The organism is Pseudoalteromonas rubra, assembly GCF_000238295.3.
Lineage (GTDB): Bacteria > Pseudomonadota > Gammaproteobacteria > Enterobacterales > Alteromonadaceae > Pseudoalteromonas > Pseudoalteromonas rubra.
Window position 1 is genome coordinate 340,521 of the sequence record NZ_AHCD03000043.1, and the last position, 26,865, is coordinate 367,385.

A 26,865-nucleotide genomic window follows, 5' to 3' on the forward strand; every position below is an offset into this window, starting at 1 on the left:
TCTAGATCAATATTCAAATTGCGAATTTTCAGAAAAAATTGAAAATTTGATTTAGATTAAGTTTTGCCAGCTAAAACGGGAGGCAGCGCACAAAATATCAGCCATTAAATCTGAACTAGCATGCAGGGTTTGCTCTGAGCACTTAGTTTTAATGAGAGGGGTGACAACTGCATTTTCAGCTCAGGACCCTGCTGGATTTGCGTGTTGTGTTTTTAGATGGTTTACACAGGAGGGGGAGTGAAAGAATCGGTGGGCGGCAGACGCCTTTGCGATTGTAAGGTAAAAATTTAAAAACTGGTGCGTTGACGAGGGGTCAGCTGTTTGCCCCTCTGGTAAGATAGAGTATTACTTCAGGTATACGCCAGTAATGCGTCCCTGATTGTTTGGACTGTTAACACACTTATCAAAGATGACCTGTACCTTCTTCTCTGCCAATTGAGCTGCCAAAAGTAGCGAGAAAATCGCATCATACTTTGGGTGGTTACCTTCAAGCAGATAACGCGACCCAGAACAGCCAGAAGATGCCAAATCTACATAGGTCGCACCTGAGGTAATACTATAAACATGCAGGTTTTTTGGTACTGTGGGTGCCGTTGTGGCAGCTAATGTGCTAAACGACAAGAATGTGGTAAAGGCAATAAGAAATTTTTTCATAACGATATCTTCCTTAATATTGGTAAATACTGTCCCTGTATTTTAACCGAGTGTTTCTATAAGGTAAATGAATTAAATGTTAAATTGTTATTCAATTATCTTGGATCAGTTCCGTGTCGCACCCTCCCAGGTGTTTTAACAATTCATCCAGGTGGCCTTTGGTGGCGTCATTGAGCATGTCACGATTAAAACGTAAGGCCAGCTGACATATTTTTGTGTCGGCAAACCCCTCTACTGCAACAATACGTACTGGCATGGCGTATAATGGCGCGATCAGCAAGTTACCACCATCGAGGTCGAAGACATCCAGTTCCAATTCGTAGGTACTAAACAAGTGCATTTCACGACTATAAGGCGATTGTAACAACATGCCTGATTGACTGATGTTTTTCACATGGCCAGATAAGGTTCGGCTTCCTGTTCGGATCCGCACGCTGTGTTCTGGCAATCCGGATAATCGGATGGCGCCGCGTCGGCTGATGGTGTTCCAGGATTTATGAACGGTTTCTTCAAGCTTATCAGCAGTGAAGGGCTTCATCATATATTGTGACACCCCGTTTTGGATAGCACAGACAACATGCTCTCTGTCACTCAGTGAACTCATCATAATGAAGGGGGTTTTACTGTGCTTTTTAGATTTTCTGACTCGCTTAAGCAGCTCTTCACCATCCAGATTGGGCATTTGCCAGTCTGCAATGATGATATCGATATGCCGGGCATCGAGTAGTTCAAGTGCTTCTTTGCCATCTTCTGCGGTATAAACATTTTCGGCACCGAGCCGGTTGACTAAGGTGGAGCGCACTAAATTCCTAACCAGCTGGCAGTCGTCGACGACCAAAAAACTGACATCCTGCATTACTAGTTCCTTATCTTGCAGCAATTAGAGTGAAAGGGACGTTCACTTAACTAGGGTTAGATTATCAATACTAACCTTCACATAGTTAGTTCTAGCACACACAGGGCAATTGACAACTCGTTATCAAAATTGACCAATTTATGACGAAGTCATTGTGCTTTATTGGGGCTTAGCAATGCGTTTTGTCACAAAATTGCCTTGCAGACGACATGAACTGGTCACGCTCAGGCGATGTAATCGATGTTAGATGAGTCACCATAGGGTACGAAACTACCTGTTAGTGAATAACTGAACATGTGTTCAGGGTACTCAAGATCAGAATACAGGAAATGTATGTTATGCCTTCCCATGCAATAAAACCTTCAGCGAAACACAACCCCAAGACAGTCCAAACCTTGCGACGCCTGATCAATGCGCCATCAGTCACACCAGATGATGCGGGCACAATTGATTACCTCGCTGAACGTTTGAATGGGCTGGGCTTTGAATGTGAGCACCTTGATTGTAATGGGGTGCGCAATTTGATTGCGAGGCGTGAATTTGGTCCAGGTCCTGTGATGGCCTTTGCGGGGCATGTTGATGTAGTCCCGGCAAACCCTCAGGGCTGGGTGGCGCACCCATTTGCTGCCGCTGTGATAGAGGATGTGATATACGGACGCGGGGCAGCTGACATGAAAGGGGGAGTTGCAGCCATGTTGAGTGCAACCGAACACTTGTGCCAGCAGGCTCAACAGTGTCGGGGCACACTATTTTGGTTGATCACCTCAGATGAAGAGGGAGAAGCAGAGTATGGCTCAAAAGTTATGGCTGAATATCTGGCACACAAAGGCATAGTACTAGACGCTTGTCTGGTTGGAGAGCCAACCTCACATCAGCAAGTGGGCGATACCATCAAGAATGGGCGTCGTGGTGCCATCTCTGGGCGGGTGCAGATCCGCGGCAAGGCCGGACATGTTGCCTATCCTGAACAGACCATCAATGCGGCACATATCGCCGGCGAGTTGGTCAATGAACTGGCAAATATTAGCTGGTGGAAAGATGTACGAGGCTCGCAAACGAGCTTGCAAGTGACCGGCCTGACGGTGCCTGACATCGTTGATAATCTGGTGCCGGCTAGTTGTGAGATCACATTTAATGTGCGTTATAGTCATGCCTATAAGAGCCAGGAAATTTATCAGGTTGTGGCGCAGGCGCTGGCTCCCTGGCATGATAATGTCAGTGTACAGTGGGAGCGCCCTTGCGAGTCCTACTACACAGGTAGCCGTGAGTCAGCTTGTTTTCTCAATCTGGTTGAGCAGGCTATTCTGCATGTAAGCGGTCAGTTTCCGGCACTGAGTACCGCAGGTGGCACCTCTGATGGACGCTTTTTTGCGTCGGCTGAGACGCAGGTCATTGAGTGTGGTGTAAAGAATGATTCGATTCATCAGGTCAATGAACATGTGTCGGTAGCAGATCTCCACGCCATCGAAGAGATCTACACGGCCATTTTGCACGACTATTTTGTCGCTTGACGCGTCAACTAGTTGCAGGCTATTGCGCCAGTTCGCGGCGCAATTGTGCTTGCATCTCCCTTAACCCTTGTATTTTATCACGCGCTTCTTGCAACTGCTCTGCTGGTAATTTGTGTCTCATCCCTTTTTCGAGTAACGACTCCAGTCGTGCGACCTTTTTATCAACGGCGGCAATATAGTCCTGTTTCATTTGTGTAATCTGGGCTGATTGATGTTCCAGGTAGGCCTGATGATCGGACAGATCGCCGTGGTAAGCGGGTGTCGTGGCGCTGCGGGATATAGGTGGAAAATAGATCTCCTCATCGTTTATTTCGGGCAATCTGGAAATCGGCGGCAAATCAGGCTCTTCAGCGAAGTCGGTGTGAGCAGGCAAGGCACTGGTGGCTGACAATGTCACATCAGCGGTCTCTTTGACAGGGGCCAGAGATTTTGTTTGCGAAGGAGCATGGTTTGCCTGCTCTTTGCTGAGCTGCAAAGGGGGCAGTGAGTACAAGGTCCAAAATGCGTAGCCCAGCCCCCCCAAGATCAGGACAAGCGCGATAGCTTGTGTTCGACGCATTAAAGTTTTACCCCATTTTGCAGCTGCCACTGCTTAAACTTGCTTTGGTAGACTGCAATGGCATGTTGGGTGGTGAGTGACTCAAGTGCCTGATAGCGCACGGTCTCACTATCTTGTGGGTAATAGGCATACAGAGGTTGCTCAGTGTAAACAACTGCCCAGCGCCCTGTTGGTGTGCGTACCGGCGTGGTCACCTTGCCAGGCTGACTGCTAAAAGCCAATTGGGCAAGCCAACGGTGCGTATGTTCTCGGGTTATGGCCGTCAAAACAGCAGCGTCATCGGCGGCAAATTCATTGTGACGTTTGGCCGCTTTCAAAGCCACTAACGGGCTTTTGCGTTGTGCCTGTTTATAAAATTGTTTTGCCTCATCCTGACTGTCAAAGCGTACAGCCAGCGCTGAAAGTTGATGCCGATATTTGAAGTCATCGCGGTGGCGTTTGTAATATCGCTGAATGTCAGTTGCAGAAATATTGGCTCTGATCTGCTCTAGATAGGCGCTACGTTCACCATGTAGTTGCGCTTTTATTCCCATGAACGCCAACATGGGCGGACGTAAAAGCTCTCCTTTTGCCAGCGTTTCCAGGCGCGCAAGCGTTAATCCGTTTGTTGCCAGTAAAGGCGCTGCGGCAGCAGTCAGATCTGCATAATAGGCACGCTCGTTTAGCAAGCGAGAGAGTAACTCAGTATCACCCTGGTGAAGACGAAAGCGATTCTGCATAGACTGGCTGGAGATTAGCTGGCTTAGCGTGACTCTGGGCACGACAAGCAAGGTGATATTCGCCCAGTGTGTAAGTTGCTTTGCTTGATACTGACCGTCAGCCGGATAGGTGCCGAGTAATTCAGATAATGCCGCTCTATCAAATGGTGCTGTTATTTGCTTTTTGGGTATTGATTTCAGCGTAGGGAATTGCTGTGTGAGCAAGGTTACCATCAGGCGACGGATATGATAGTCGTTATCAAACCCAACGCTGGATTGTCGCACCAGAAGCTCGGGATTGAGCTGGCTTGCGGTTGCCAGAAGGAACTGGTTTTCGAGCAAGTGCTTATTTAGCTCAGTGTTTGAGAGCGGACGATCTTGCTGCTGATACAAAGACTGCATCAGCGCCAGTTCTGGTTTAGTGAGTTGAGTCAGTGATGCCCAACATGGCAGGCTTAAACAGCCTGCCAGGAGTAATACAAGGTAATACATTAACGCGCTACCATCGCATGATTCAGCATGTGTACAACCATGGCAATTGCATGGGGGATAACCTGTCGTGCAGTTGTCACTCGATCATAGTGATCTTCTGAGTTCAGCACGATCCCACCTTGGGAGTAGGAATACGCACCGCCTTGTGTCAGTAGCGGCCGAATATCTTGATTGGTCGCATTAGGTGCAGAAAAGCTGGCCATGGCTTGCTTTACTAAAGTCAGATTATTGAGGTTTTCCTGATCATAATAGTCTTTCACCCAGGATTCCCAGCCAGCATGGTTCAGGTCAGAGGTGGTCCAGGTATGATGGGGCTGTAACAGATCTGTGGTATGAAATACAAAACCCAGGATCTGTGGGTTCCCGTTTTGCAGGTAGCTCTGGTACCAGTACTGACCCAGGTTATCGATAGGCTGGAACGGCATTTCTTCAAAGTCATCATACATGCTGTAGGTCGAGTGGCTGCCAATACGATAGTTCTTTTCGGTGATGCCATAGCTGTCATATTCGCTGTCGTCTGCACTGAACCAGCCTGTTTCACCGCCTTTTCCATCATCCAGGTAGTCGCCTTTCAGCCAGGTAGCTGCCATATTGTCGATAGTGCCCCAGACTGTAAGCTTGTCATAATTATATCCACCAAAATCGTTACCATGGACGTCAGCACCCTGAGTGTGATTTTGGAAGTGCCAGTAGCTGGTGTATTTGACAATACTTTTTGCCGCGCCCCACAGAGGTGCCTGCACACAGTCGCCGGTAATGGCGCCACAGAAGAAAGTATCTTCAAAGTCATCAACATCATAGGCGGCTTGCCCCATTACTTCAGCCAGCTGAGTCACACTCATACCGTGTGATTGAGCGTAAGCCTGAAGTTTAGCGAATTGTGTCGTTGAGGGGTTTTGCGCCATGTAGCTGACGGCATCGATAACGATGCGCTTATGTGTTTCCTGACTGAATGCCTGCACGCCATGGGCGGTCAGTGTCAGGGCAGAGAGTAATAATAGCTTTTTCATTGTAGTGTTATTCCATAGTTAGAATGTAAGCTCTATCTGAGCAATGGGAATTAAAGTGGGTTTTCGTTACGTTTGTATTAATTTTTGGTTAAATAAAATCTTATTATCGCTGTCTTGTTGTCCAGGTAGAGCTCAGGTATGATAGGGACTGAATTTAGGCACATAAAAAGCCACAATAACGATGAAAATTATAAAGTTACTTTCTGCTGTGCTGTTTTGCTTGTCACATCAGGCTTTTGCCGATGACCACTCAGGTGATCCGGATGAAGATTTTCTTGAAGACAATGGACTAGAGTGGCAACTGAGTATCGGTGCTTTCTATGCCGATATGGTACTCCCTAAGTTGGTTGGCGCAGATAACTCTCCGGCACCACCTACCTTGCGAGCTGACATCAAATTACAATACAAGAACTTTTATCTGGTTACTTACTCTGGAGACTTTTTTGGCGGCTCTGACATTGGGTACCAGTTCATTCAGGAAGATGAGTGGGGACTCGATATTATTTATGGCAGCTATCAGCTGGCTTTCACAGAAACGGGGTACTTTGACACCAAAGATCCGGTTGTTAAAGAGTTGAAAGGGATCAGGGACAGGGATCCAGATCAATCACTTGGTGTCGCCTATTATCGCTCTGCGGGTGAGTATCTGGCAGTGGCCGAACTGGTTTATGATGTATTTGGCGATACTAACGGCTGGGTATTCCACCTTGAAGCGACGCGTAATTTTGAGCTGCGTAATTGGGATTTATGGCTCAACTTTGGTGCTAATTATTACTCCAGTAATTTCAATAACTACTTCTATGGTGTCACCGAGGCTGAGCGAAACGATTATCTGACACCGTATGAACCTGGCAGTGGAGCCTCAGCCTTCGTTCAGGCTCAGCTAAGTTATCCGATCGCAGAAGACTGGGAATTCAGCGCGGGTATGTCATTTTTGGTCGGCTCCAGTGAAGCTAAAGATAGCCCATTGCTGGAATCGAATCACGCCAGAGTACTGTTTACTGGAGTGAAATATGTATTTTAGACTCGCTTCAGCTATGACTATCGGCGTGCTGTTTATGGCTTCAACCGCGCAAGCCGCGACACCAGACGATAGGAAAGGGATATTACAAGCTGCACCCAACAAGTGTGTTGCGCTACATAAAGGAAGAACTTGCTACACTGATGTGACATTTTCAATCTCTGCACCGCAAGTGGGTGACTATTGCATTAGAGACAGTAATTCAAAGAAGATTTTGCAGTGCTGGGCTAACGTGAGTCATTTTGAATACTTGCTGGCGTTTGGCTCTGCGGAAAGTGTCAGTTACGAGTTAATTTCTAAAACCAAGCGTGACGTATTGGCTGTGACCACCATAAACGTTAATTGGGTCCACAAAGTACGCAATAAAAAGCGTCGCTGGCAGCGTTTGTTCTAAGCCCTGCAACGAGGCAGGCTAGCCGAAGCTAGCCTGCAGGTATCTGTTTTATTGGCACTGTTCGACTAAATTTCTCAAGTGTGTGCCGATGTCCTCACTTTTGCTTTGACCCTGCTCAACTAGCGTTTGTACTTGTTGTTGCAGTTCACTCAGCTCATAATTTGCCAGCAACGTTTTCAGATAAGACATGGTGTCAGCCCCTGCTTGTAGCAAACTTGGCAAACTTTCCATAGAAAGCTCCTGATCGGCCAGGCCAGTGATGGTATCCATTAAATCTGCCAAGTTAGCACTGTCCTGAAGTGCGCCTTCAACTTCAATCATGGCGCCCATAGGGTCGCTATTCAGTTGTTTAGCTACACAACTGGCCAGGGTACCCGCTTCGGCTGACTGACTCATCGCTGCCAGGCCATGTGCACGGATATCTTCAATGACCTGCTCCAACTCCTGATTATTTGCCAGGTATTGTTGTTCAACCTTAGCTTTAGAGTCACCAAGAAAATCACAGCCTGATAGTGCGACTAAACTGATACCGAAAATTAAAAAACGCTTCATATAAGTATCCAAAATCAATCCAATTGATCTCAGTGTACTGTCTTACCAGACGCTTGTCATTATTGCTGTTTAGCCAGACGCTAGGGACGTAAGCGGGCTCTGGCCTGATTGCGATAATGCGCCAGCTCGACGACATTTGAAATGCCAAACAGCTCCGATTTGATGATGTTGGCAAACACATGCAGTGCCCGTTTCCACGCATTGCGAACGGCCAGCGTAAACTGCGCGCCCAAATGGAGTTTGAGCACCTCCAGAAAACTATTGCAGAAGGTGGTAATATCGTTTACTGAGGGAGCAAGTGCCGCTATCAGGATACTTTGTTGGCGCAAAAAGCGGGTTAATTCCTGTTGTCTGGGTAAGTGCACCAGGCATTGTTGCATAAAGTCATGTAACCGATATTCAAGTGACAGCATGTGTCGCTCGGACTCGGGCAAGGCCATTGTAACCCGATGCAGTTTTAGCTTGTTATAAAAGCTGACACAGAAGCAGTGAAAATTGGGCTTTAGCGTCGTAAAAGATTGGTTTAATAGCTGGTACTGATAAGGTGAAATACTCATAATCGCTCCACATACGATTAGAGCGAATCCATTTGCTCAAGCAATTGTGCAGACCCAACGACTTGGCCCGTTAAGACAGGTCATCAAGCTCTACAGTAACTTGGGTAAAAGTTGTAATGGGGCACGCTGAAAAAGCAAGCAGGCATGCGCCAGCTCTATCAGTATAGGTAGACATTATTCTGTAGCGCAAACTTTATCCTGAATATTGCACTATCAGAGAGACAGAAAAGCTACCAGATGAACACTATGGTATGACTGGTAGCCTGTGTGGGTTTATTTAATCGGAGCGAGTAGTTTCGGATCGGTGACTAGTTGTCTGACACCGTGGGCGTGATCTTCTTCGAACACATTGTCTTCACACCACTGTGCCAGGCTATTGATATCAACTTTCGCACAAGCTGGTCTGACACTCCAGGTGACCTGAAGCGGTGAACATTGCTTGTCGTTGTAGCTTGGTCCGGTTGTTGAGCCGAGGAATTCAACAGGCTTGCCTGTGGTCTGTGGGATATATTTTGCCTGATGATATCCATTGACTATGTTACCGTCATAGCTTAAGTCATTAAAATCTAGTGCATCTTCATCATTTACAACGAGGAAAACCTGAGTCTCAACGCGCAGGTCCGGGTTAGCACATTCATTACTTAAACAAGAACCTAAGCCTTTTCCGGGGGTAACGTCACACGAGCTGTGTACCCAATGCACTTCGATGGTGTCACCTGGTTTTACATTTTTACAGACCTTGCCTTTTGGTGCTCGTAATTCAGCCTCAGTCAGGCTGCTGGTGGCATTGCACTGATAGCCGCCGTACTTGCCATTGCCCGCAAAAACAGAAAAGTCTTTTGCCTTATGCTCTGCGTTCTTATGAAAGTGGATATTACATAAGTTCATTTCGCTGGCAGGCGGTGCGAGAGAAAATACGCGTTTGTTCTCTCCATGCAGCTGATCGATATCACGCGGGGTTTGCGGACCAAACCCTTCGCAGCTATTCGCGAGGGTGTTAAAGGATAGTAGTGTTAGCGCTGTCATCGAGACGCCTATAAATGCCTTTTTCATGACTGGTTCTCCATCATTTTATATTAACTCGATGGGCCGCCAGTATAGATGTTTAACTTTTAAGAACAAGCTAAATGGTAAAATATTGTGAATGAGTGGTTTTTTATAAGTTAATTTCGATGTTTTTGTTCGCTATTCCCGATTCTTTTTATTGTAATGATAAATTATTTTCGATTTAATTTGTTGAGTTGGTCGGTGTTTATCGAGTTGTGGTGTGCATGATGTATTTGCGCCATCGCATCAGGCATTTTAGTTAAAGGTCCTATCTAAGGTTGCGTATTAATACAACTCTCTCTATAATACACGCCAGTTGATGCAGCCTTGGCTGCACGTTGACGCGGGATGGAGCAGCCTGGTAGCTCGTCGGGCTCATAACCCGAAGGTCGTCGGTTCAAATCCGGCTCCCGCAACCAAGCTTAAGAAATGTTGTCGTTTCTTACAGTTCGCGCATTCCTTGTAATGCGCGTTTTGCGTTTAAGCATTCGCTTAATTTAGGCTGATACAGCCCGCAACCAAGCTCGGCCACTGGCCACACAGTTTGTTTTTGGTGTGACGCCCCGCTTGGTTCGGGGCGTTGTTGTATCTGGAGCTAAGCAATTCAGCCCAGCCCAGAAGCAAACAGCTGAATCATTAGGGCTTTTAGGCCCTTTTTTTGTTTGTATGGAGGTAATTTGTGACAAAACTCGAGCAAGAATTAACGACTATGTTAGAGCCGGCTGTTGAAGCCTGTGGCTTCGAGTTGCTCGGTCTGGAAGTGATGCAAGCCGGTCGTCATTCGACACTGCGCATCTACATCGATCATGAAAATGGTATCAATGTAGATAATTGTGCAGATGTGAGTCGTCAGGTCAGTGCCATTCTGGATGTCGAGGACCCCATTACAAATGAATATAACCTGGAAGTGTCTTCACCTGGTGTAGACAGACCATTATTCAAACAAGCTCATTACGAGCAGGCAGTGGGCGAAGAAGTACGTTTGCGTACTAAGCTTCCACAAGAAGGTCGCCGCAACTTTAAAGGCGACTTGGTTGCAGTTAATGGCGATATGATCACGCTAACCGTCGATGGCCAGGAGCATCACCTTATGCTCAGCAACATCGAGCGCGCGAACATGATCGCAAAATTTTAAAAGTTAGGTGCGAAGGAAAAAAGGGCAAGCGAGGCAATAACTATGGCAAAAGAAATATTATTGGTTGCAGAAGCTGTTTCCAATGAAAAAGCAGTCCCAAGAGAAAAGATTTTTGAAGCATTAGAGTTCGCACTAGCGACGGCCACCAAAAAGAAACATGATGGTGAGATCGAAGTACGCGTATCTATTGACCGTAAAACGGGTGAGTATGACACTTTCCGTCGTTGGATGGTGGTTAACCCACAAGAAGATGGCTCATTGGAAAATCCGTACGCAGAAATCACTTTTGAAGCGGCACAGGTTGAAGAGCCTGACATTCAGCTGGGTGACTTTGTTGAAGAGCAGATCGAATCGATTCAGTTCGACCGCATCACAACGCAGATGGCAAAGCAAGTCATCGTACAGAAAGTACGTGAAGCTGAGCGTGCACTGATTGTTGATGCCTATAAAGATCAGGAAGGTGAGCTGGTAACGGGTGTTGTTAAAAAAGCATCACGCGATACTGTGGTACTGGATCTGGGCAATAACGCAGAAGCCGTGATTTACCGCGAAGATATGCTGCCGCGTGAAAGTTTCCGCCCGGGCGACCGTGTCCGTGGTCTGCTTTACGCTGTTAAACCAGAAGCGCGTGGCGCACAGCTGTTTGTAACACGCTCTAAGCCTGAAATGCTTATGGAGCTGTTCCGTATTGAAGTGCCAGAAATCGGCGAAGAGATGATCGAGCTCAAAGGTGCTGCGCGTGATCCGGGATCGCGTGCTAAAATTGCGGTAAAATCAAATGACAAACGTATCGACCCTGTCGGCGCGTGTGTGGGTATGCGCGGTGCGCGTGTTCAGGCTGTATCTACCGAGTTAGGTGGCGAACGTGTTGATATCGTATTGTATGATGACAACCCGGCTCAATTCGTGATCAACGCCATGGCGCCTGCAGAAGTGGCATCCATTGTCATGGATGAAGATACGCGTACGATGGAAATCGCAGTAGAAGCCGACAATCTGGCACAAGCGATTGGCCGTAATGGTCAGAACGTACGTCTTGCCAGCCAGCTAACTGGCTGGGAATTGAACGTGATGACAGTTGAAGACATGGAGCGCAAGAGCGCAGAAGAGTCTGACAAACTGATTAATCTGTTCACTGAAGCATTGGACATCGACGACGATTTCGCAACCTTGTTGATTAACGAAGGATTCTCAACACTTGAAGAAGTGGCCTACGTTCCTGTAGCTGAGTTCCTGGAAATTAATGGTTTGGACGAAGACACAGTTGAAGAGCTGCGTAAGCGTGCAAAAGATGCGTTGACTACCAAAGCGCTACGCGACGAAGAAAGCCTTGAAGGGGCAGAGCCCGCTGACGATTTATTAAACCTGGAAGGTCTGGATCGCCACCTGGCGTTCGTAATGGCCAGCAAAGGTGTGATCACGCTGGAAGATCTGGCTGAGCAAGGCATTGACGAATTAGTCGAAATCACTGAATTATCTGAGCAACAGGCGGGTGACTTTATCATGGCCGCACGTAACATTTGCTGGTTTAGTGAGCAATAGTAGTTTATTAACGGGAGGTAACGCATAATATGGCAGAAGTGAGCATAGAGAAACTAGCCGAAAACATTGGTACAACTGTTGATAAATTACTCCAGCAGTTGGCAGATGCAGGGATCACCAAAGCCACTGGCGACCATGTTACTGAAAACGAGAAAGCACAATTGCTTGACCATTTAAGTAAACAGCATGGCGGTACCGGTTCTGATGGACCGGAGCGTATGACTTTGCAACGTAAGAGCAAGAGCACGTTAAGTGTGACTGGCTCTCATGGCAAAGCAAAATCCGTTCAGGTCGAGGTACGTAAAAAGCGCACTTACGTTAAAAAGAGCGCAATCGAGCAGCAAAAAGAGCAGGAAAGACTCGCTGCAGAGGAAGCTGCGCGCAAAGAAGCAGAGTTGAAGGCTCAGCAAGAAGCTGAGCAAAAGGCCAAAGAAGAAGCCGAGCGTAAGGCACAAGAGGAAGCTGAGCGTAAGGCAAAAGAGGAAGCTGAGCGCAAGGCTAAAGATGAGGCAAAACGTGCAGCGCAAGCTGAACGTCAAGCGAAAGAACAGCAGAGTGAAGAAGTGGATAGCGCCCAACAAGAGAAAGAGAAACTAGAAGCAGAGCGTCTGCGCAAAGAAGCAGAAGCAGCTGCCCTACAGAAAGCAGAAGAAGAAGCCAAGCGTAAAGCTGAAGAAGCAAAGCGTTTAGCCGAAGAGAATGAAGCCCGCTGGAAAGCTGAAGAAGAAGAGCGTGCACGTCGCGAAGCTTCTGCAGATCACCACCTTACGACGTCGACTTATGCGCGTGAAGCAGAAGACGAGTCAGATGCACAGGAAGAAAAAAGTGCGCGTCGTAAGAAGAAGAAAAAGCCAGCTGAAAAAGTGGCTCAGCCAGTGCGTGGTAAGGGTAAAAAAGGCAAGCTAAAAGCGCCTACCTCACTACAGCATGGTTTTAAGAAGCCGGTAAGTGAAGTGAAGCAGGAAGTTCGTATCAGTGAAACCATCACTGTTGCAGAACTGGCATCACGCATGGCGGTGAAAGGCGTTGAAGTCGTTAAGACCATGATGAAGATGGGTGAAATGGTTACTATTAACCAGGTCATCGATCAGGAAACCGCGCAGGTTGTGGCTGAAGAAATGGGCCACAAAGTTGTTCTGGTTAAAGAAAACGAGCTGGAAGAAAAAGTACTGAGCGAGCGTAACGAAAGTGAAGCGCTTGAGCAACGTGCTCCAGTTGTTACTGTTATGGGTCACGTTGACCACGGTAAAACATCAACGCTGGACTATATTCGTAAAGCGAAGGTTGCTGCAGGCGAGGCCGGTGGTATTACCCAGCACATTGGTGCTTACCACGTTGAAACCGAAGGCGGCATGATCACCTTCCTGGATACACCGGGACACGCAGCGTTTACCTCAATGCGAGCACGTGGTGCCAAAGCTACTGATATCGTAGTACTGGTTGTTGCAGCTGACGATGGTGTAATGCCACAGACTAAAGAAGCGGTACAACACGCGAAAGCGGCAGAAGTACCTCTGATCATCGCTGTAAACAAAATGGATAAAGAAGGCATTGATCCGGATCGCGTTAAAAACGAACTGGCTCAGCTGGATGTTATTCCTGAAGAGTGGGGCGGTGACACGCAGTTTGTTCACATCTCTGCGAAAACCGGTCTGGGCATCGATGACCTGCTAGAAGCTATCCTGATGCAGTCTGAACTGCTTGAGCTGAAAGCGGCGCACAAAGGCATGGCATCAGGTGTGGTTATCGAATCTCGCCTTGATAAAGGTCGTGGTCCGGTTGCCACTGTACTGGTTCAGTCAGGTGAACTTAACCAGGGTGATATCGTACTGTGTGGTCTGGAGTATGGCCGTGTTCGTGCAATGAAAGACGAAAACGGTAAAGACATTACGACTGCAGGTCCTTCAATTCCGGTTGAGATCCTCGGTATGTCAGGTGTACCAGCTGCGGGTGACGAAGCAACGGTTGTTAAAGACGAGCGTAAAGCACGTGAAGTTGCCTTGTATCGTCAGGGTAAATTCCGTGATGTGAAACTGGCGCGTCAGCAAAAAGCGAAGCTTGAAAACATGTTTACCAACATGACCGAAGGCGATGTGTCAGAAGTGAACGTGGTACTGAAAGCTGACGTACAGGGTTCAATCGAAGCAATCTCTGACTCTTTGGTTAAGCTGTCTACAGACGAAGTTAAAGTGAAGATCGTTGGTAGCGGCGTAGGTGGTATCACTGAAACTGACGCAACCCTGGCTGCAGCTTCTAACGCAATCATTGTTGGCTTTAACGTACGTGCTGATGCATCTGCACGTAAAGTGATTGAAGCTGAGAACCTGGATCTGCGTTACTACAGCGTAATCTACGACCTGATCGAAGAAGTGAAGCAGGCAATGTCAGGTATGCTGGCACCTGAGTTCAAGCAAGAGATCATCGGTCTGGCTGAAGTACGTGACGTGTTTAAGTCGCCTAAGATTGGTTCCGTTGCGGGTTGTATGGTTACTGAAGGTGTGGTTAAACGTAGCGCACCTATCCGCGTACTGCGTGACAATGTTGTTATTTACGAAGGTGAACTTGAATCACTGCGCCGCTTCAAAGATGACGTGGCAGAAGTTCGTAACGGCATGGAGTGTGGTATCGGCGTTAAGAACTATAATGACGTTAAGGTCGGTGACCAAATCGAGGTATTCGAAACCGTTGAAGTACAACGTTCGTTGTAAGTCAGTCGGGGTTCAACCTTGAAATGGGGGCGTTAGCCCCCATTTGTGTTTGTGTTTCCTCTAGTGGGCGATTGTATGCATTGCCCGTTTTAATGATTAAATTGAAGTGGTGAAAATGAGAGAATTTTCTCGTACTGATCGTGTTGCACAACAGATCCAGAAAGAAATTGCCGTGATTTTGCAGCGCGAAATTAAAGATCCGCGCTTAGGCATGGTCACTGTATCGGCTGTAGAAGTATCACGTGATCTGTCTTACGCCAAGGTCTTTATCACTGTCCTTGGCGGTGATAAAGACAAAACCAAAGAAAACCTGTCGATTCTGAATGAAGCTACAGGCTACATCCGCTCTTTGCTGGGCAAACGTATCCGTGCGCGGATCATGCCCGAACTGCGTTTTGTTCTGGATAACTCCCTGATGGAAGGGATGCGTATCTCTAATCTGGTTGATGAAGTGATCCGCAAAGACAATGAAAAGCGTGGCGACGAAGAGCTGCCAGATACCAAAAGCGACGACGGAGAAGCCTAATGGCACGTCGTAGTAAAGGCCGCCCGATAGATGGGATTGTGCTGCTTAATAAGCCTCAGGGGATCTCTTCGAATAAAGCGCTGCAACAAGCCAAAGGCATTTACTTTGCGCAAAAAGCCGGCCACACGGGCGCATTGGATCCACTGGCAACGGGTATGCTGCCAATCTGCTTTGGCGAAGCGACTAAGTTTACGCAGTTTCTGCTGGACACTGACAAAACTTACGTCGTGCGTGCCAAGTTAGGTGAGCGTACAACGACTTCAGACTCTGATGGTGAAGTGGTCGAAACACGTCCTGTGCAGATCACCCGAGCGCAACTTGAGCAAGATGTTGCCAGTTTCCTGGGGGAGTCTGATCAGTACCCGTCGATGTATTCCGCGCTGAAATATCAGGGTCAACCCTTATACAAGTATGCCCGTGAAGGTATCGAAGTACCGCGTAAGTGTCGAAAGATCAACGTCTACTCAATTACGTTAGATGAGTATAACGATCAGGCACAAGAGATCCAGATGACAGTGCATGTTTCAAAGGGCACTTACATTCGCACCATAGTTGATGATCTGGGTGAAAAGTTAGGATGTGGTGCACACGTTATTATGCTACATCGCTCTGAAGTGGGTCATTATCCCAGTGATAAAATGATCACGCTTGAGGAACTGGAAGAAAAACTCCAGCAGGCGAAAGCGGAAGATCTGCCGCCTTCGACATACATTGATGCGCTGTTGCTCCCTATGGATACGGCGTTGGTGGATTTACCGGCAGTTGAGATCAGTGCAGAGCAGGGCGTGGCATTTAGTCATGGTCAGACTGTGGTCGTCGGTGAGCTGCCAGAGGGGGTGTTGAAAGTGGTGGCTGATGGTCGTTTTGTCGGGATTGGCGAGCGCAATCAGCACGGCCATCTGAAGGCCAAGCGAGCGTTATCCAGCGCACAATAAAATTTTTTGTCAGCGGGGGTAATTGCTGATACAATGCCGCCCGCTTTGTCGCTTTGGCTGAATTAGTGATCGGCTGAAGCATTACTTAAACAATTGGAGTTTATTATGTCACTAAGCAATCAAGAAAAAGCAGAAATCGTAGCAAAATTCGCACGCGCAGAAGGCGACACTGGTTCTCCTGAAGTTCAGGTTGCACTGTTAACTGCTGATATCAACAAGCTACAAGGTCACTTCGCTAACCACAAGCATGACTTCCACTCACGTCGTGGTCTGCTACGTAAAGTAAGCCAGCGTCGTAACCTGCTTGACTACCTTAAAGGTAAGAGCGTAGAGCGTTACTCTGCACTAATCAAAGAGCTTGGCCTACGTCGCTAAGAACTTGATTATTTGTCGGATTTTTATCCGATAAGAAAAAAGGGGCTAAATCGCCCCTTTTTTTGTGGGTATATACTCAGTATACTTATGCCCGAGCCGCCATTCTGGGGGTTCAGCGCCAAGTCTGCAGCCAATTGTAGTGCTTAAGCGGATCATCTAGCTCTGTTTGGTTTAATCTTTTTTATCAAATGGTTATTAGTCTCTTTAGTCCCCTTAAGACTGTAATTGGTCGTTGTTGGCGCTTATATGTTATTTTTGTAAGGAAGATATTTGTGCAAGCAATTATTAAAGAATTCCAACTGGGTCAACACACAGTAACCCTAGAAACTGGTGCCATTGCGCGCCAGGCTGATGGTGCCGTTTTGGCCAGCATTGGCGACACCTCTGTACTTGTCACTGTTGTAGGTAAGCGTGAAGCTGCACCTGGTCAGGACTTTTTCCCTCTGACAGTTAACTATCAGGAAAAAATGTATGCGGCAGGCCGTATCCCTGGTGGCTTCCTGAAGCGTGAAGGTCGTCCTTCAGACAATGAAACACTGATCGCGCGTCTGATTGACCGTCCAATCCGTCCTTTATTCCCGGATGGTTTCGTAAACGAAGTACAAGTTATCGCGACAGTGGTTTCTTCAAACCCTGAAATCCAACCAGACATGGTTGCTATGATTGGTACTTCTGCGGCGCTAGCAATTTCTGGCGTGCCGTTCAATGGTCCAATCGGCGCCGTACGTGTTGGTTTCACTGATGGTCAGTACGTACTAAACCCGTCAGTGACTGAACTTGAGCAAAGTAAACTTGACCTGGTTGTTGCGGGTACCGAAGGTGCCGTACTGATGGTTGAGTCAGAAGCTGAAATTCTGACTGAAGAAGAAATGCTGGGTGCGGTTGTGTATGGTCATGAGCAATCTCAGGCTATCATCCAGGCTGTGAACGAGTTTGCTGCAGAAGCAGGCAAGCCGGCTTGGGACTGGGCTGCACCAGAGAAAAACGTTGAACTGTCTGACAAAATCGCAGCAATCGCTGAGCAAAAAGTGGGTGACGCTTACCGCATCACTGATAAAGTGGCACGTAAAGACGCACTAAGCGAAGCAAAAGCAGAAGTCGTCGAGAAGCTGACGGCTGAGCTGGCTGAAGACGAAGCGCTGGACGAGCAGGAAGTGTCTAAGCTGTTTAGCTCACTTGAAAAGAAAATCGTACGTGGCCGCATCATTGCTGGTGAGAAGCGTATTGATGGTCGTGAACCAGACATGGTTCGTGCGCTTGACGTGATGACTGGCGTATTACCACGTACACACGGTTCTGCAATCTTCACGCGTGGTGAAACTCAGGCTCTGGTTACTGCTACTTTAGGTACAGAACGCGATTCACAAATGATGGACAACCTGATTGGCACGCAGAAGCATCACTTCATGCTGCACTACAACTTCCCTCCATTCTGTGTGGGTGAGACAGGCTTCATCGGTTCGCCTAAACGTCGTGAAATTGGTCACGGTAACCTGGCTAAGCGCGGTGTACAAGCGGTTATGCCAACGCTTGAAGAATTCCCGTACTCTGTACGTGTGGTTTCTGAGATCACTGAATCAAACGGTTCGTCTTCAATGGCGTCTGTATGTGGTACGTCTCTGGCTCTGATGGATGCGGGTGTACCAATCAAGTCATCTGTTGCGGGTATCGCGATGGGCCTGGTTAAAGAAGGCGAAGACTTTGTTGTTCTTTCTGACATTTTGGGTGACGAAGACCACCTGGGTGACATGGACTTTAAAGTAGCGGGTAACAGCGCGGGTGTAACTGCACTTCAGATGGATATCAAGATTGAAGGTATCACAAAAGAAATCATGCAGATTGCATTACGTCAGGCAAAAGCAGCACGTCTGCATATCCTGAGCGTGATGGACCAGGCAATCGCCAGCCCATCTCAGGACCTGTCTGAGTTTGCACCACGTATCTACACCATGAACATTCCACCGAAGAAGATTGCTGATGTAATCGGTAAAGGTGGCGCGGTGATCCGTCAGCTAACGGAAGAAACGGATACTACTATCGAAATCGAAGACGATGGTACCATTAAGATTGCTGCAACTAACGGCAACAGTGCTAAAGAAGCGATTGCTCGCATCGAAGCGCTTACCGCTGAGTTGGAAGTAGGTACTATCTACACAGGTAAAGTAAACCGTATCGTAGACTTTGGTGCATTCGTAAACGTACTACCCGGTAAAGATGGCCTGGTACACATTTCACAGATCAGCAAAGAGCGCGTAAACAACGTAGCTGATCACCTGTCTGTTGGCCAGGAAGTGAAAGTAAAAGTACTTGAAGTAGACCGTCAGGGTCGTGTGCGTCTGAGCATTAAAGAAGCATTAGAGTCAGATGCGGCACCTGCTGCTGAGTAATATCTGACAAAGAAACAATGAGTTTCGATGAAAGGGGCTGAATGGCCCCTTTTTTTATGCTTTAATATTTGCTCGACAGTAGTAGCGACAAGCGGATCAGAAATTCGCAACATGCCCAAAAGGGGAAATAGATTGAGACTGTTATTATTACCTTTGCTATGTCTGAGCTTACTCGGGTGTCAGTCAACTCAGCAGGCGGCGGATATGCCCAACGTGACGGTGCCTTTTGCTGTGCCACTGGCAGCTAACTTTCGCAATGAAATTGCCATCGCCAGGTACAGTGAGCTGTTACAAAACAAAACACTGGATAATGAACAACAAGCGCAGTTGTTTTATAACCGCGGCATGCTTTATGACAGTCTGGGATTATCCACGCTGGCACGTATCGACTTTAATCGCGCAGTTAAGTTGAAGCCAGACTTGGCAGAAGTATACAATTTTTTGGGCATACACCACACATTACGCCAGGAGTATGGAACTGCCTACGAGATGTTTGATGCGGTGCTGGAGCTGAACACGGATCATGAGTACGCTTATTTAAATCGGGGTATCGCGCTGTATTATGGTGAACGTCCGGCATTGGCGGTCAGCGACTTTGAAACCTTCTTAGCACGTTCGCCTCAGGACCCATATCGGTTGATGTGGCTTTACCTGGCAGAATCTAAAGTCGACCCGATTGCGGCAAAAGCAGCCCTGAAGCAGCATAGCCAGGCTTTGAATCATGATGAATGGGCAACGCAATTGGTCCAGCTTTATTTGAATGAGCTGTCTCAGCAGGCCTTTCTCGCGCAAGTGGGAGATGGCGTTAAGTCGCAACAGGAGTTTGCCGAACGTCTGTGTGAAGCCTACTTTTATCTGGCTAAGCGTTACCAGGCTGAGGGTAAAACAGGAAAAGCCATTGAATATTTCAAACTGGCCCTTGCAACCAATGTCTACGAATTTGTAGAACATAAATACGCCCGTCTTGAATTGCAAATTATCGCCGATGAAATGAACCGGGCGGATGTAGGCTGATCGTATGTCTGCCTTGATGCTTCGCTATGTGGTGTTACTGGTTTGCAGCACACTCATAGCGGGCAGCGCCTTTAATCCCTGGCATTTTAACTCTCCCAACGCGCGTCAGGCACAGCTTTCATTGCTTAAGCGCAGTCCACAGAGCTTTTTCCTTGATGTCCGACGAGCAGGTCTGCTGTTACCTGAGCTGTCTAACGGCACGGTACTGGCGCTACGCAAGCTGGATGAGCCCTCGGCGGCTTTTGAATGGGCTATACGACTGACTGAACAGGGTGACTTAGATACGGCGCTCCTGCTGGCCAGTGCACATTGGGAAGCCACCTCCACGCAAGCACATCTGCGTTTACTGGAGTCACTAACAGCGGCCCAAGCAGTGTCTGAGGTTAATCAGTTAGCCTCTCAATTCACTCTGCCGCCACCTTATTTTACGCTATCACAGGTTATGCAGGGCGCTTCTGCAAGCATGCTGGCATTAGATGATTTACAGCAATTGGCTATCAGAACGGTGAATGAGCTTCACTGGGATGATGCAAAGTGCATACGTCGGGTGGCCATGTTGAGTGATTCCTGGCTGGGCCTTAAAAAGCTGCAACAGCTGAAAGCGCAATACCTTGCCGCCCCGTTACCCCATTCGGGTAGCTACTGTTTTGCAGATCCTGTGTATATGGGGTCTGATTTACGATGTAATCTCAAGGCACAAAAGTTTGCTTATTGTGACCTTGCCGCGTTGCCAGGCAGTGCATACTGGTCCTCTGCCGATCATCTTGTATTGATGACAAAACACGGCGATGCGAATGTCAGCCGTGGCGTGATGACATTGAACTTGGACAGCGATTATGTCGTGTTTATCCATGAGCTGATGCACTTCAGTGGCTTTGAGGATGAATATGCGATTGGAGAGGCAAAAGCACAATGGTTATGTGCAACCCCGGGGTATAAAGCACCTAACTTATATGTTGGCACTACACCGCCTAAGGGGTGGTACCCCAGCCAGAGCTGTGAGGCTGGGCTGTTATCTGCCTTTAAGCCCCAGCAGGCTATGTCTAACATGCAATATCAGAGTCTGGCCTTGTCTACACGATATAAGGAACTTTGGTTATTGGCATTTCAGCAACAGCGCGATAAACCCACAGACTTTCAGCGATTTATTCAGGTTAAATTAGCTGCCAAGGGTTAAAAGCCCAGTTTATTTATGAATTTAATCTGAATTGTTTGTAAATGTTGGCTAAAATGGCAGCGTATAGAGCGCGAAAGTCTAGACAACTCAAATACTAATCAAGTATAACTGGTAAGCGTTATGTGTGATAAAAACGTGCGCAAAATAAATCAGATAGTCTATGCATAACACTAGCTACACACTGCGCGCTGTTCCGTTTATTTACGGTTATTGAAGATAAAAGGTTTTCTTTATGACATTGCTTTGGATACCCTTGCTATCCTTATTAGGCAGTTTACTCTCATCATTAACAGGTAAACTATCCCGCAATCAATCGACTGCGGTAACTTTACTTGCGCCCGGATTGGCACTTGCGTTGGCTTGCTACATGGCACCCGGCGTGTTTGCCAATGAACAGCTACGGACCACCATAGAGTGGATCCCGTTGTTGGGCTTAGAACTCTCATTCCGCTTAGATGGTTTGTCTTTGTTATTCGTATTCCTGATCCTGGGAATCGGCATTTTGGTGATCTTCTATGCGCGTTACTATTTAAGTATTAACGACTCCATGCCTAAGCTGTATGCTTACTTAATGTTGTTTATGACGGCGATGCTGGGCATCGTGATGTCGAACAATGTACTGCAATTATGGCTGTTCTGGGAATTGACCAGTATTAGCTCGTTTTTGTTGATAAGTTATTGGTGGCACAAGTCTGAAGCCCGAAAAGGCGCTAAAATGGCTCTGGCGATAACTGGCGGTGGCGGTTTAGCGCTGCTGGCTGGCTTATTGCTGCTAGGTGACATTGTTGGCAGCTACGATTTGGATATCATCCTGGCCAGTCGTGAGCTTATTCAGGCGCACGATTTATATGAGCTGGCGCTCATCTTGGTATTACTCGGCGCATTTACTAAATCTGCGCAGTTCCCATTTCATTTCTGGCTGCCTCATGCCATGGCTGCACCTACGCCAGTAAGTTCTTACTTACACTCGGCGACTATGGTGAAAGCAGGTATTTTCCTGCTGGCACGTTTCTACCCTGCGCTGGCAGGTACGGAAATTTGGTTTATTCTGGTTGGCCTCACGGGTCTTGCAACTTTACTGGTTGGCGCTTATATCGCGCTGTTTAAGCATGATCTGAAAGGACTACTGGCATTCTCGACTATCAGCCACTTAGGTTTGATCACGCTGTTACTGGGTCTGGATACCGAATTGGCCACCGTTGCAGCCATATTCCATATCATCAACCACGCAACCTTCAAGGCTTCACTGTTTATGGCAACCGGTATCATAGATCATGAAACCGGCACGCGAGATATGCGTAAGCTCAACGGCATGTGGCGGTTTATGCCTTACACAGCAACGCTGGCAATGGTTGCTGCGGCGGCAATGGCAGGGGTCCCGTTATTAAACGGCTTCTTGTCCAAAGAGATGTTCTTCGCGGAAACCTTACATCAGCAGTTACTTGGCTCAATGTCCTGGTTAATCCCAATCCTGGCAACGATTGCGGGTGCCTTTTCAGTGGCATACTCGGCTCGCTTTATCCATGACGTGTTCTTCAATGGTGAACCCGTTGATTTACCGAAAGAGCCTCATGAAGCACCGCGTTACATGCGTGTGCCGATCGAAGTTCTGGTTGCGCTGTGTCTGATTGTGGGCATGTTCCCGGGCTTTATCGTCAGTGATATTCTAAACGTTGCTTCTGCCGCTGTATTAGGTGGCGAGCCGCCGCAATTTAAGATTGCTATCTGGCATGGTTTCAACTTACCTCTGCTGATGAGCGGAATAGCCGTGTGTGGTGGTTTGCTAATTTATACTCAGCGCCGTTACTTGTTTGCATTCCAGGCATCGTTGCCGCCTATTAATGCCAAAAAGGGTTTTGAGCATACCATGTCTAAAGTGGTGGGCTGGAGCCGTGCGCGCATTGATGCGATAGAAAATGGCTCCTTGCAACGCTATTTGATGTTGATGCTAATGGTGGTGCTGTTGAGCGCTGGATGGCCATTGTTTGAAATGAGCCAGTTGGTTGGTGAAAACAAACCAACGCCTATTGATGTCCATAATGCCATTGGTGCGGGCTTGTTGATGATAGGTGCAATCGGTACTGTGATTTGGCATCGCACTCGTATGGTTGCCTTGTTGATGATTTCGGTTGTGGGTCTGATGGTTGCCGTTGCGTTTACACGCTTCTCAGCACCGGACCTGGCGCTGACTCAGTTGACGGTTGAAGTGGTCACTATCATTCTGCTGATGCTTGCGCTGTTCTTCCTGCCACAAAAAACGCCCAAAGAAAGCAGCTCTGTGCGTGTGTTACGCGATTTGGGCATTGCCTCTGCGATTGGCGTGATTGTGGGTAGCATTTGTTATGCTCTGATCACACGCCCATTGAGTTCTATTTCCGATTTCTTCCTCGCAAACGCGAAGACCGGTGGTGGTGGTACCAACGTGGTCAATGTTATCCTGGTCGACTTCCGTGGCTTCGATACCTTAGGTGAGATTATCGTATTGGGTATTGCTGCATTGGGCATTTATAAGTTGCTAATAAATCTGCCACTGTTTATGCCGGGCAGCGATTCAGAAGGCCGTCCATGGGCACGCGAGCGTTACCCGATTTTGCTGGCGTCTATTTCTCAAAGCTTGCTACCTCTGGCGTTAATGGTGTCGGTTTATATCTTCCTTCGCGGTCATAACTTACCTGGCGGTGGCTTCATTGCTGGTTTGGTTACAGCCATCGCCTTTATATTGCAGTACATTGCGCATGGGTCTAACTGGATCTCGGAGCGCTTTACGCTCAACTATCGGAAGATCATCGCGTCAGGTATTGCGATTGCCATGATTTCAGGTTTAGGCAGCTGGGCATTTGACCGCCCATTCCTGACCAGTTGGTTTGATTACTTTGATATACCGGTGATTGGTGAAATAGAACTAGCCAGTGCATTGGTATTTGACTTGGGTGTGTATATTACGGTTGTTGGCGCGACGTTGATGATCCTGGCGAGCCTGGGTAAGTTGACAGCCAATGCACCTAAAGAAGAGGTAAATATTTAATGGAGCTATTGTATTCATCCTGCGTGGGCCTGTTAGTGGCCTGCGGAGTGTTCCTGATTTTACGTGCCCGGACGTTTCCCGTGGTGCTGGGTCTAACTATGTTGTCTTACGCAGTCAATTTGTTTTTGTTTGCCTCAGGTCGGTTGACCATGAACAAAGCCGCAGTGTTAGGTTATAGCGACGGTTATGCTGATCCTCTGCCTCAGGCACTGGTGTTAACTGCGATAGTAATCGGGTTTGCAATGACGGCATTCGTGGTCATCCTGGCTATCAGAGGTCGTGCAGACCTAGGTAATGACCATGTCAATGGTATCGAAGTGAATACGGCTACGCGCAACAGTGGTTCTCAGCGTAAGGAGCAGGGTAAAGCATGATGCAGCATTTAACTTCCTTGCCGGTATTATTACCTATGCTGGCAGCTATCTTTATGTTGATGCCGCCTTGTGGCAAGAACCTGAGAGCACGACGTATTGTGTCTGTCGGTATGGGGGCGATCACAACAGTGGCATCAATAATTTTGCTGCTGATGACTCGCGAGCATGGCACTTCAGTCTATGCAATTGGTAATTGGTCTGCACCGTTTGGTATTGTTCTGATTGCCGACCCGCTGTCAGCATTGCTGGTTACTTTGACCTCTTTTCTGGGCCTGGTGTGTGGCTTATATAGTTGCGCGGGTGACGATGAACGTGGCAGCTTTTTCCACCCACTCCTGCATTTTCTGGTTTTGGGCGTCAATGGGGCGTTTTTAACAGGGGATGCGTTTAACCTGTTCGTCTTCTTTGAAGTCCTGTTGATCGCATCATACTCGTTGCTGATGCATGGTGGTGATAAGCGTAATACGCGTGCTGCGTTGCAGTATGTGATCCTGAACTTGGTGGGCTCCTCGGTTTTCCTGATCGCGCTAGGGATCCTGTACGGTACACTGGGTACGTTAAACATGGCAGATATGGCGCAAAAAGTGACGCTGTTGCAAGGTGACGATGTCTATTTGGCTAAGATTGGTGGGCTGTTGTTGTTGGTTGTATTTGCGCTAAAAGGTGCCTTACTTCCTCTTCATCTGTGGCTACCTAACACCTATTCTACGGCTATGCCAGTAGTGGCGGCATTGTTCGCCATTATGACCAAAGTGGGTGTGTACTCTATGATGCGTGTATACACTCTGATTTTTGGCGAAGAAGCCGGCGAGCTGAGTCATATGGCGCAAAATTGGCTTTGGTGGCTGGCGATCGCTACTATTGTGATGGGTGCGATAGGGGTATTGGCGAGTCAGGATTTAAGAAAAATGGTAGCCAACCTGGTGGTTGTATCTGTTGGTACTTTGGTGGCATTGGTCGCAGTACAAACTGTGCAAAGCAGTGCGGCAGCGATTTATTATCTGGTGCATTCGACCTTGGTCAGTGCAGCACTGTTCCTGCTAGCAGACTTAATTGCCCGACAAAGAGGTAAGGTAGCGGATAGGATCACCGCAGGTCGTCCGGTTTCACAGCCGTTACTGCTTGGCGGTGCATTCTTAGTCGCTGCGGTCGCCGTGATTGGGATGCCGCCTTTATCCGGATTTGTAGGTAAGGTTTGGATCCTGAGATCAACACTGGACACACCTTATGGGAACTGGTTTTGGTTAGTTTATCTGGTGGCAAGCCTCGCTATTTTGGTGTCGGTTTCAAAAGCGGGCAGCACCGTGTTTTGGCATCAGACCGGTAAAGGAGATAACGAGCAGGAACGAGCGCATCCAGCACAAGTGTGTGCTGTAATGCTGCTGGTATTGTGCACACCGTTAATGGTGATTTTTGCAGGCCCATTGAGTGAATACGCACTGCTGGCAGCTCAGGAGTTACATGATTTCACCGGGTTACTGCAAGACGTGTTGGGAGGAGTACACTAAATGCGTTTGGAAGCAAAATATAGATGGTTGCCAACGCCATTCCGCAGCCTGATGTTATTTATCGTGTGGCTATTGCTCAATAACACGGTTGCACCGGGACATTTGATCTTGGGGGCTATTCTGGCTGTTGCAATTCCGCTAGCTACATTTCCATTTCGTACCAAACAGCCTTTGGTACTGAAACCGGGCAAGGCACTGCAATATCTGCTGTTGGTTTTGTACGATATTTTAATGGCAAATATCGAAGTGGCCATCAAAATCCTGGGGCCAACCCGAAAGCTAAAGCCCGGGTTTGTCAAAGTGCCGATTGATTTAGCACAGTCGATGCCGATTACCATTTTGGCCAGCACTGTGTCTCTTACGCCCGGCACCGTGAGTGCCGAGGTCTATCCTTGGCCAGAAGATATGCCAGAAGATGCTGAACCACAACAACGTTATTTGTTGATCCATGTGCTTGACCTGGACGACGAAGCGGAGTTAATCGACACGATTAAAACGCGTTATGAAAAACCTATTAAGGAGATCTTTGCATGTTAGAGACGGTGATTTTGATTGTCTTTGCGATGATCGGTGTGTCTTTGTTACTAAATTTGTGGCGACTGGTCGTTGGTCCTTCCATTCCAGATCGTATACTCGCTTTGGATACCATGTACATCAATACCATCGCCTTGATAGTGCTTTACGGTATGAACATGGGAACGTCGTTGTATTTTGAGGCGGCGTTGTTGATAGCTTTACTGGGTTTTGTGAGCACAGTGGCTGTCTGTAAGTACTTGCTGCGCGGCGATATCATTGAATAGGAGCACCA

The 26,865-nt window shown here is 47.7% G+C and carries 25 protein-coding genes; 17 read left to right on the top strand and 8 right to left on the bottom strand.

The window, feature by feature from the left end; translation table 11 throughout:
• Positions 1-345 precede the first annotated feature (345 nt).
• Positions 346-654 (bottom strand): hypothetical protein, encoded by a 309-nt coding sequence (locus PRUB_RS21110; RefSeq protein ID WP_010385071.1) that lies wholly within the window; start codon positions 652-654, stop codon positions 346-348.
• 91 nt (positions 655-745) lie between these two features.
• Positions 746-1,510, bottom strand: a complete 765-nt coding sequence (locus tag PRUB_RS21115; protein ID WP_010385069.1) for a response regulator — start codon at positions 1,508-1,510, stop codon at positions 746-748.
• Between the two features lie 338 nt (positions 1,511-1,848).
• On the opposite strand from PRUB_RS21115, the gene dapE reads away from it, so the two are divergent.
• Positions 1,849-3,021, top strand: a complete 1,173-nt coding sequence (gene dapE / locus PRUB_RS21120; RefSeq protein WP_010385068.1) for a succinyl-diaminopimelate desuccinylase — start codon at positions 1,849-1,851, stop codon at positions 3,019-3,021.
• 19 nt (positions 3,022-3,040) lie between these two features.
• On the opposite strand, the gene PRUB_RS21125 is transcribed toward dapE, so the two are convergent.
• Genes PRUB_RS21125 through PRUB_RS21135 form a run of 3 tightly spaced genes read right to left on the bottom strand, consistent with a single transcriptional unit; the run spans position 3,041 to position 5,780 of the window.
• Positions 3,041-3,580, bottom strand: a complete 540-nt coding sequence (locus PRUB_RS21125; RefSeq protein WP_010385067.1) for a hypothetical protein — start codon at positions 3,578-3,580, stop codon at positions 3,041-3,043.
• Entirely contained in the window at positions 3,580-4,770 is a 1,191-nt protein-coding gene (locus tag PRUB_RS21130) for a peptidyl-prolyl cis-trans isomerase (RefSeq protein ID WP_010385066.1), read from the bottom strand. The genes PRUB_RS21125 and PRUB_RS21130 overlap by 1 nt, the downstream gene beginning before the upstream one ends.
• On the bottom strand, positions 4,770-5,780 hold the full coding sequence (locus PRUB_RS21135) for a phospholipase C/P1 nuclease family protein (RefSeq protein WP_010385064.1): 1,011 nt from the start codon (positions 5,778-5,780) through the stop codon (positions 4,770-4,772). The genes PRUB_RS21130 and PRUB_RS21135 overlap by 1 nt, the downstream gene beginning before the upstream one ends.
• Positions 5,781-5,961: 181 nt before the next feature.
• Here PRUB_RS21135 and PRUB_RS21140 point away from each other — a divergent pair, with 181 nt between their 5' ends.
• Positions 5,962-6,804 (top strand): MipA/OmpV family protein, encoded by an 843-nt coding sequence (locus tag PRUB_RS21140; RefSeq protein WP_010385063.1) that lies wholly within the window; start codon positions 5,962-5,964, stop codon positions 6,802-6,804.
• Positions 6,794-7,195, top strand: a complete 402-nt coding sequence (locus PRUB_RS21145; RefSeq protein WP_010385062.1) for a DUF3019 domain-containing protein — start codon at positions 6,794-6,796, stop codon at positions 7,193-7,195. The genes PRUB_RS21140 and PRUB_RS21145 overlap by 11 nt, the downstream gene beginning before the upstream one ends.
• Before the next feature lie 48 nt (positions 7,196-7,243).
• Here the strand turns inward: PRUB_RS21145 and PRUB_RS21150 are convergent, their stop codons facing one another.
• The 3 genes from PRUB_RS21150 to PRUB_RS21160 form a co-directional block, all read right to left on the bottom strand.
• On the bottom strand, positions 7,244-7,747 hold the full coding sequence (locus PRUB_RS21150; protein ID WP_010385060.1) for a hypothetical protein: 504 nt from the start codon (positions 7,745-7,747) through the stop codon (positions 7,244-7,246).
• An 80-nt stretch (positions 7,748-7,827) separates the two neighbouring features.
• The gene (locus PRUB_RS21155; RefSeq protein ID WP_010385059.1) at positions 7,828-8,304 is read right to left on the bottom strand and encodes a globin; all 477 of its coding nucleotides are present in this window, start codon (positions 8,302-8,304) and stop codon (positions 7,828-7,830) included.
• A gap of 273 nt (positions 8,305-8,577) precedes the next feature.
• Positions 8,578-9,357: a delta-class carbonic anhydrase gene (locus PRUB_RS21160; protein ID WP_010385058.1), complete on the bottom strand. Its 780-nt coding sequence runs from the start codon at positions 9,355-9,357 to the stop codon at positions 8,578-8,580.
• A 673-nt stretch (positions 9,358-10,030) separates the two neighbouring features.
• Here PRUB_RS21160 and rimP point away from each other — a divergent pair.
• From rimP to PRUB_RS21230, 14 genes are all read left to right on the top strand, one after another.
• Positions 10,031-10,486: a ribosome maturation factor RimP gene (gene rimP / locus PRUB_RS21165; protein WP_010385057.1), complete on the top strand. Its 456-nt coding sequence runs from the start codon at positions 10,031-10,033 to the stop codon at positions 10,484-10,486.
• A 42-nt stretch (positions 10,487-10,528) separates the two neighbouring features.
• Positions 10,529-12,028 (top strand): transcription termination factor NusA, encoded by a 1,500-nt coding sequence (nusA, locus tag PRUB_RS21170; protein WP_010385056.1) that lies wholly within the window; start codon positions 10,529-10,531, stop codon positions 12,026-12,028.
• A gap of 29 nt (positions 12,029-12,057) precedes the next feature.
• Positions 12,058-14,736, top strand: a complete 2,679-nt coding sequence (infB, locus tag PRUB_RS21175; RefSeq protein ID WP_010385055.1) for a translation initiation factor IF-2 — start codon at positions 12,058-12,060, stop codon at positions 14,734-14,736.
• A 115-nt stretch (positions 14,737-14,851) separates the two neighbouring features.
• A complete protein-coding gene (gene rbfA / locus PRUB_RS21180; RefSeq protein WP_010385054.1) occupies positions 14,852-15,262 on the top strand; it encodes a 30S ribosome-binding factor RbfA in 411 nt (136 codons plus the stop codon).
• Positions 15,262-16,197, top strand: a complete 936-nt coding sequence (truB, locus tag PRUB_RS21185) for a tRNA pseudouridine(55) synthase TruB (protein ID WP_010385053.1) — start codon at positions 15,262-15,264, stop codon at positions 16,195-16,197. Before rbfA ends, truB begins: the two co-directional genes overlap by 1 nt.
• 105 nt (positions 16,198-16,302) lie before the next feature.
• Positions 16,303-16,572: a 30S ribosomal protein S15 gene (rpsO, locus tag PRUB_RS21190; protein WP_010385052.1), complete on the top strand. Its 270-nt coding sequence runs from the start codon at positions 16,303-16,305 to the stop codon at positions 16,570-16,572.
• Positions 16,573-16,844: 272 nt separating this feature from the next.
• On the top strand, positions 16,845-18,959 hold the full coding sequence (gene pnp / locus PRUB_RS21195; RefSeq protein WP_010385051.1) for a polyribonucleotide nucleotidyltransferase: 2,115 nt from the start codon (positions 16,845-16,847) through the stop codon (positions 18,957-18,959).
• A 111-nt stretch (positions 18,960-19,070) separates the two neighbouring features.
• Positions 19,071-19,973 carry a lipoprotein NlpI gene (gene nlpI / locus PRUB_RS21200; protein ID WP_040645380.1) on the top strand — a complete coding sequence of 301 codons (903 nt, stop codon included), beginning with the start codon at positions 19,071-19,073 and terminating at the stop codon, positions 19,971-19,973.
• Positions 19,974-19,977: 4 nt separating this feature from the next.
• The gene (locus tag PRUB_RS21205; RefSeq protein WP_010385048.1) at positions 19,978-21,150 is read left to right on the top strand and encodes a hypothetical protein; all 1,173 of its coding nucleotides are present in this window, start codon (positions 19,978-19,980) and stop codon (positions 21,148-21,150) included.
• A 232-nt stretch (positions 21,151-21,382) separates the two neighbouring features.
• Entirely contained in the window at positions 21,383-24,175 is a 2,793-nt protein-coding gene (locus PRUB_RS21210) for a monovalent cation/H+ antiporter subunit A (RefSeq protein WP_010385047.1), read from the top strand.
• On the top strand, positions 24,175-24,549 hold the full coding sequence (locus PRUB_RS21215; protein ID WP_010385046.1) for a Na+/H+ antiporter subunit C: 375 nt from the start codon (positions 24,175-24,177) through the stop codon (positions 24,547-24,549). Before PRUB_RS21210 ends, PRUB_RS21215 begins: the two co-directional genes overlap by 1 nt.
• Positions 24,546-26,057 (top strand): monovalent cation/H+ antiporter subunit D, encoded by a 1,512-nt coding sequence (locus PRUB_RS21220; protein ID WP_010385045.1) that lies wholly within the window; start codon positions 24,546-24,548, stop codon positions 26,055-26,057. The genes PRUB_RS21215 and PRUB_RS21220 overlap by 4 nt, the downstream gene beginning before the upstream one ends.
• Positions 26,058-26,594, top strand: coding sequence for a Na+/H+ antiporter subunit E (locus tag PRUB_RS21225; protein WP_010385044.1), 537 nt, complete (start codon positions 26,058-26,060; stop codon positions 26,592-26,594). It abuts the gene before it with no gap.
• Positions 26,588-26,857, top strand: a complete 270-nt coding sequence (locus tag PRUB_RS21230) for a K+/H+ antiporter subunit F (RefSeq protein WP_010385043.1) — start codon at positions 26,588-26,590, stop codon at positions 26,855-26,857. Before PRUB_RS21225 ends, PRUB_RS21230 begins: the two co-directional genes overlap by 7 nt.
• The last annotated feature ends 8 nt before the right edge of the window (positions 26,858-26,865 follow it).

Bases quoted from the DNA above. Each gene is read 5' to 3' on its own strand.
- PRUB_RS21110 (WP_010385071.1), bottom strand. From the start codon at position 654: ATGAAAAAATTTCTTATTGCCTTTACCACATTCTTGTCGTTTAGCACA.
- PRUB_RS21115 (WP_010385069.1), bottom strand. From the start codon at position 1,510: ATGCAGGATGTCAGTTTTTTGGTCGTCGACGACTGCCAGCTGGTTAGG.
- dapE (WP_010385068.1), top strand. From the start codon at position 1,849: ATGCCTTCCCATGCAATAAAACCTTCAGCGAAACACAACCCCAAGACA.
- PRUB_RS21125 (WP_010385067.1), bottom strand. From the start codon at position 3,580: ATGCGTCGAACACAAGCTATCGCGCTTGTCCTGATCTTGGGGGGGCTG.
- PRUB_RS21130 (WP_010385066.1), bottom strand. From the start codon at position 4,770: ATGTATTACCTTGTATTACTCCTGGCAGGCTGTTTAAGCCTGCCATGT.
- PRUB_RS21135 (WP_010385064.1), bottom strand. From the start codon at position 5,780: ATGAAAAAGCTATTATTACTCTCTGCCCTGACACTGACCGCCCATGGC.
- PRUB_RS21140 (WP_010385063.1), top strand. From the start codon at position 5,962: ATGAAAATTATAAAGTTACTTTCTGCTGTGCTGTTTTGCTTGTCACAT.
- PRUB_RS21145 (WP_010385062.1), top strand. From the start codon at position 6,794: ATGTATTTTAGACTCGCTTCAGCTATGACTATCGGCGTGCTGTTTATG.
- PRUB_RS21150 (WP_010385060.1), bottom strand. From the start codon at position 7,747: ATGAAGCGTTTTTTAATTTTCGGTATCAGTTTAGTCGCACTATCAGGC.
- PRUB_RS21155 (WP_010385059.1), bottom strand. From the start codon at position 8,304: ATGAGTATTTCACCTTATCAGTACCAGCTATTAAACCAATCTTTTACG.
- PRUB_RS21160 (WP_010385058.1), bottom strand. From the start codon at position 9,357: ATGAAAAAGGCATTTATAGGCGTCTCGATGACAGCGCTAACACTACTA.
- nusA (WP_010385056.1), top strand. From the start codon at position 10,529: ATGGCAAAAGAAATATTATTGGTTGCAGAAGCTGTTTCCAATGAAAAA.
- infB (WP_010385055.1), top strand. From the start codon at position 12,058: ATGGCAGAAGTGAGCATAGAGAAACTAGCCGAAAACATTGGTACAACT.
- rbfA (WP_010385054.1), top strand. From the start codon at position 14,852: ATGAGAGAATTTTCTCGTACTGATCGTGTTGCACAACAGATCCAGAAA.
- truB (WP_010385053.1), top strand. From the start codon at position 15,262: ATGGCACGTCGTAGTAAAGGCCGCCCGATAGATGGGATTGTGCTGCTT.
- rpsO (WP_010385052.1), top strand. From the start codon at position 16,303: ATGTCACTAAGCAATCAAGAAAAAGCAGAAATCGTAGCAAAATTCGCA.
- nlpI (WP_040645380.1), top strand. From the start codon at position 19,071: ATGCCCAAAAGGGGAAATAGATTGAGACTGTTATTATTACCTTTGCTA.
- PRUB_RS21205 (WP_010385048.1), top strand. From the start codon at position 19,978: ATGTCTGCCTTGATGCTTCGCTATGTGGTGTTACTGGTTTGCAGCACA.
- PRUB_RS21210 (WP_010385047.1), top strand. From the start codon at position 21,383: ATGACATTGCTTTGGATACCCTTGCTATCCTTATTAGGCAGTTTACTC.
- PRUB_RS21215 (WP_010385046.1), top strand. From the start codon at position 24,175: ATGGAGCTATTGTATTCATCCTGCGTGGGCCTGTTAGTGGCCTGCGGA.
- PRUB_RS21220 (WP_010385045.1), top strand. From the start codon at position 24,546: ATGATGCAGCATTTAACTTCCTTGCCGGTATTATTACCTATGCTGGCA.
- PRUB_RS21225 (WP_010385044.1), top strand. From the start codon at position 26,058: ATGCGTTTGGAAGCAAAATATAGATGGTTGCCAACGCCATTCCGCAGC.
- PRUB_RS21230 (WP_010385043.1), top strand. From the start codon at position 26,588: ATGTTAGAGACGGTGATTTTGATTGTCTTTGCGATGATCGGTGTGTCT.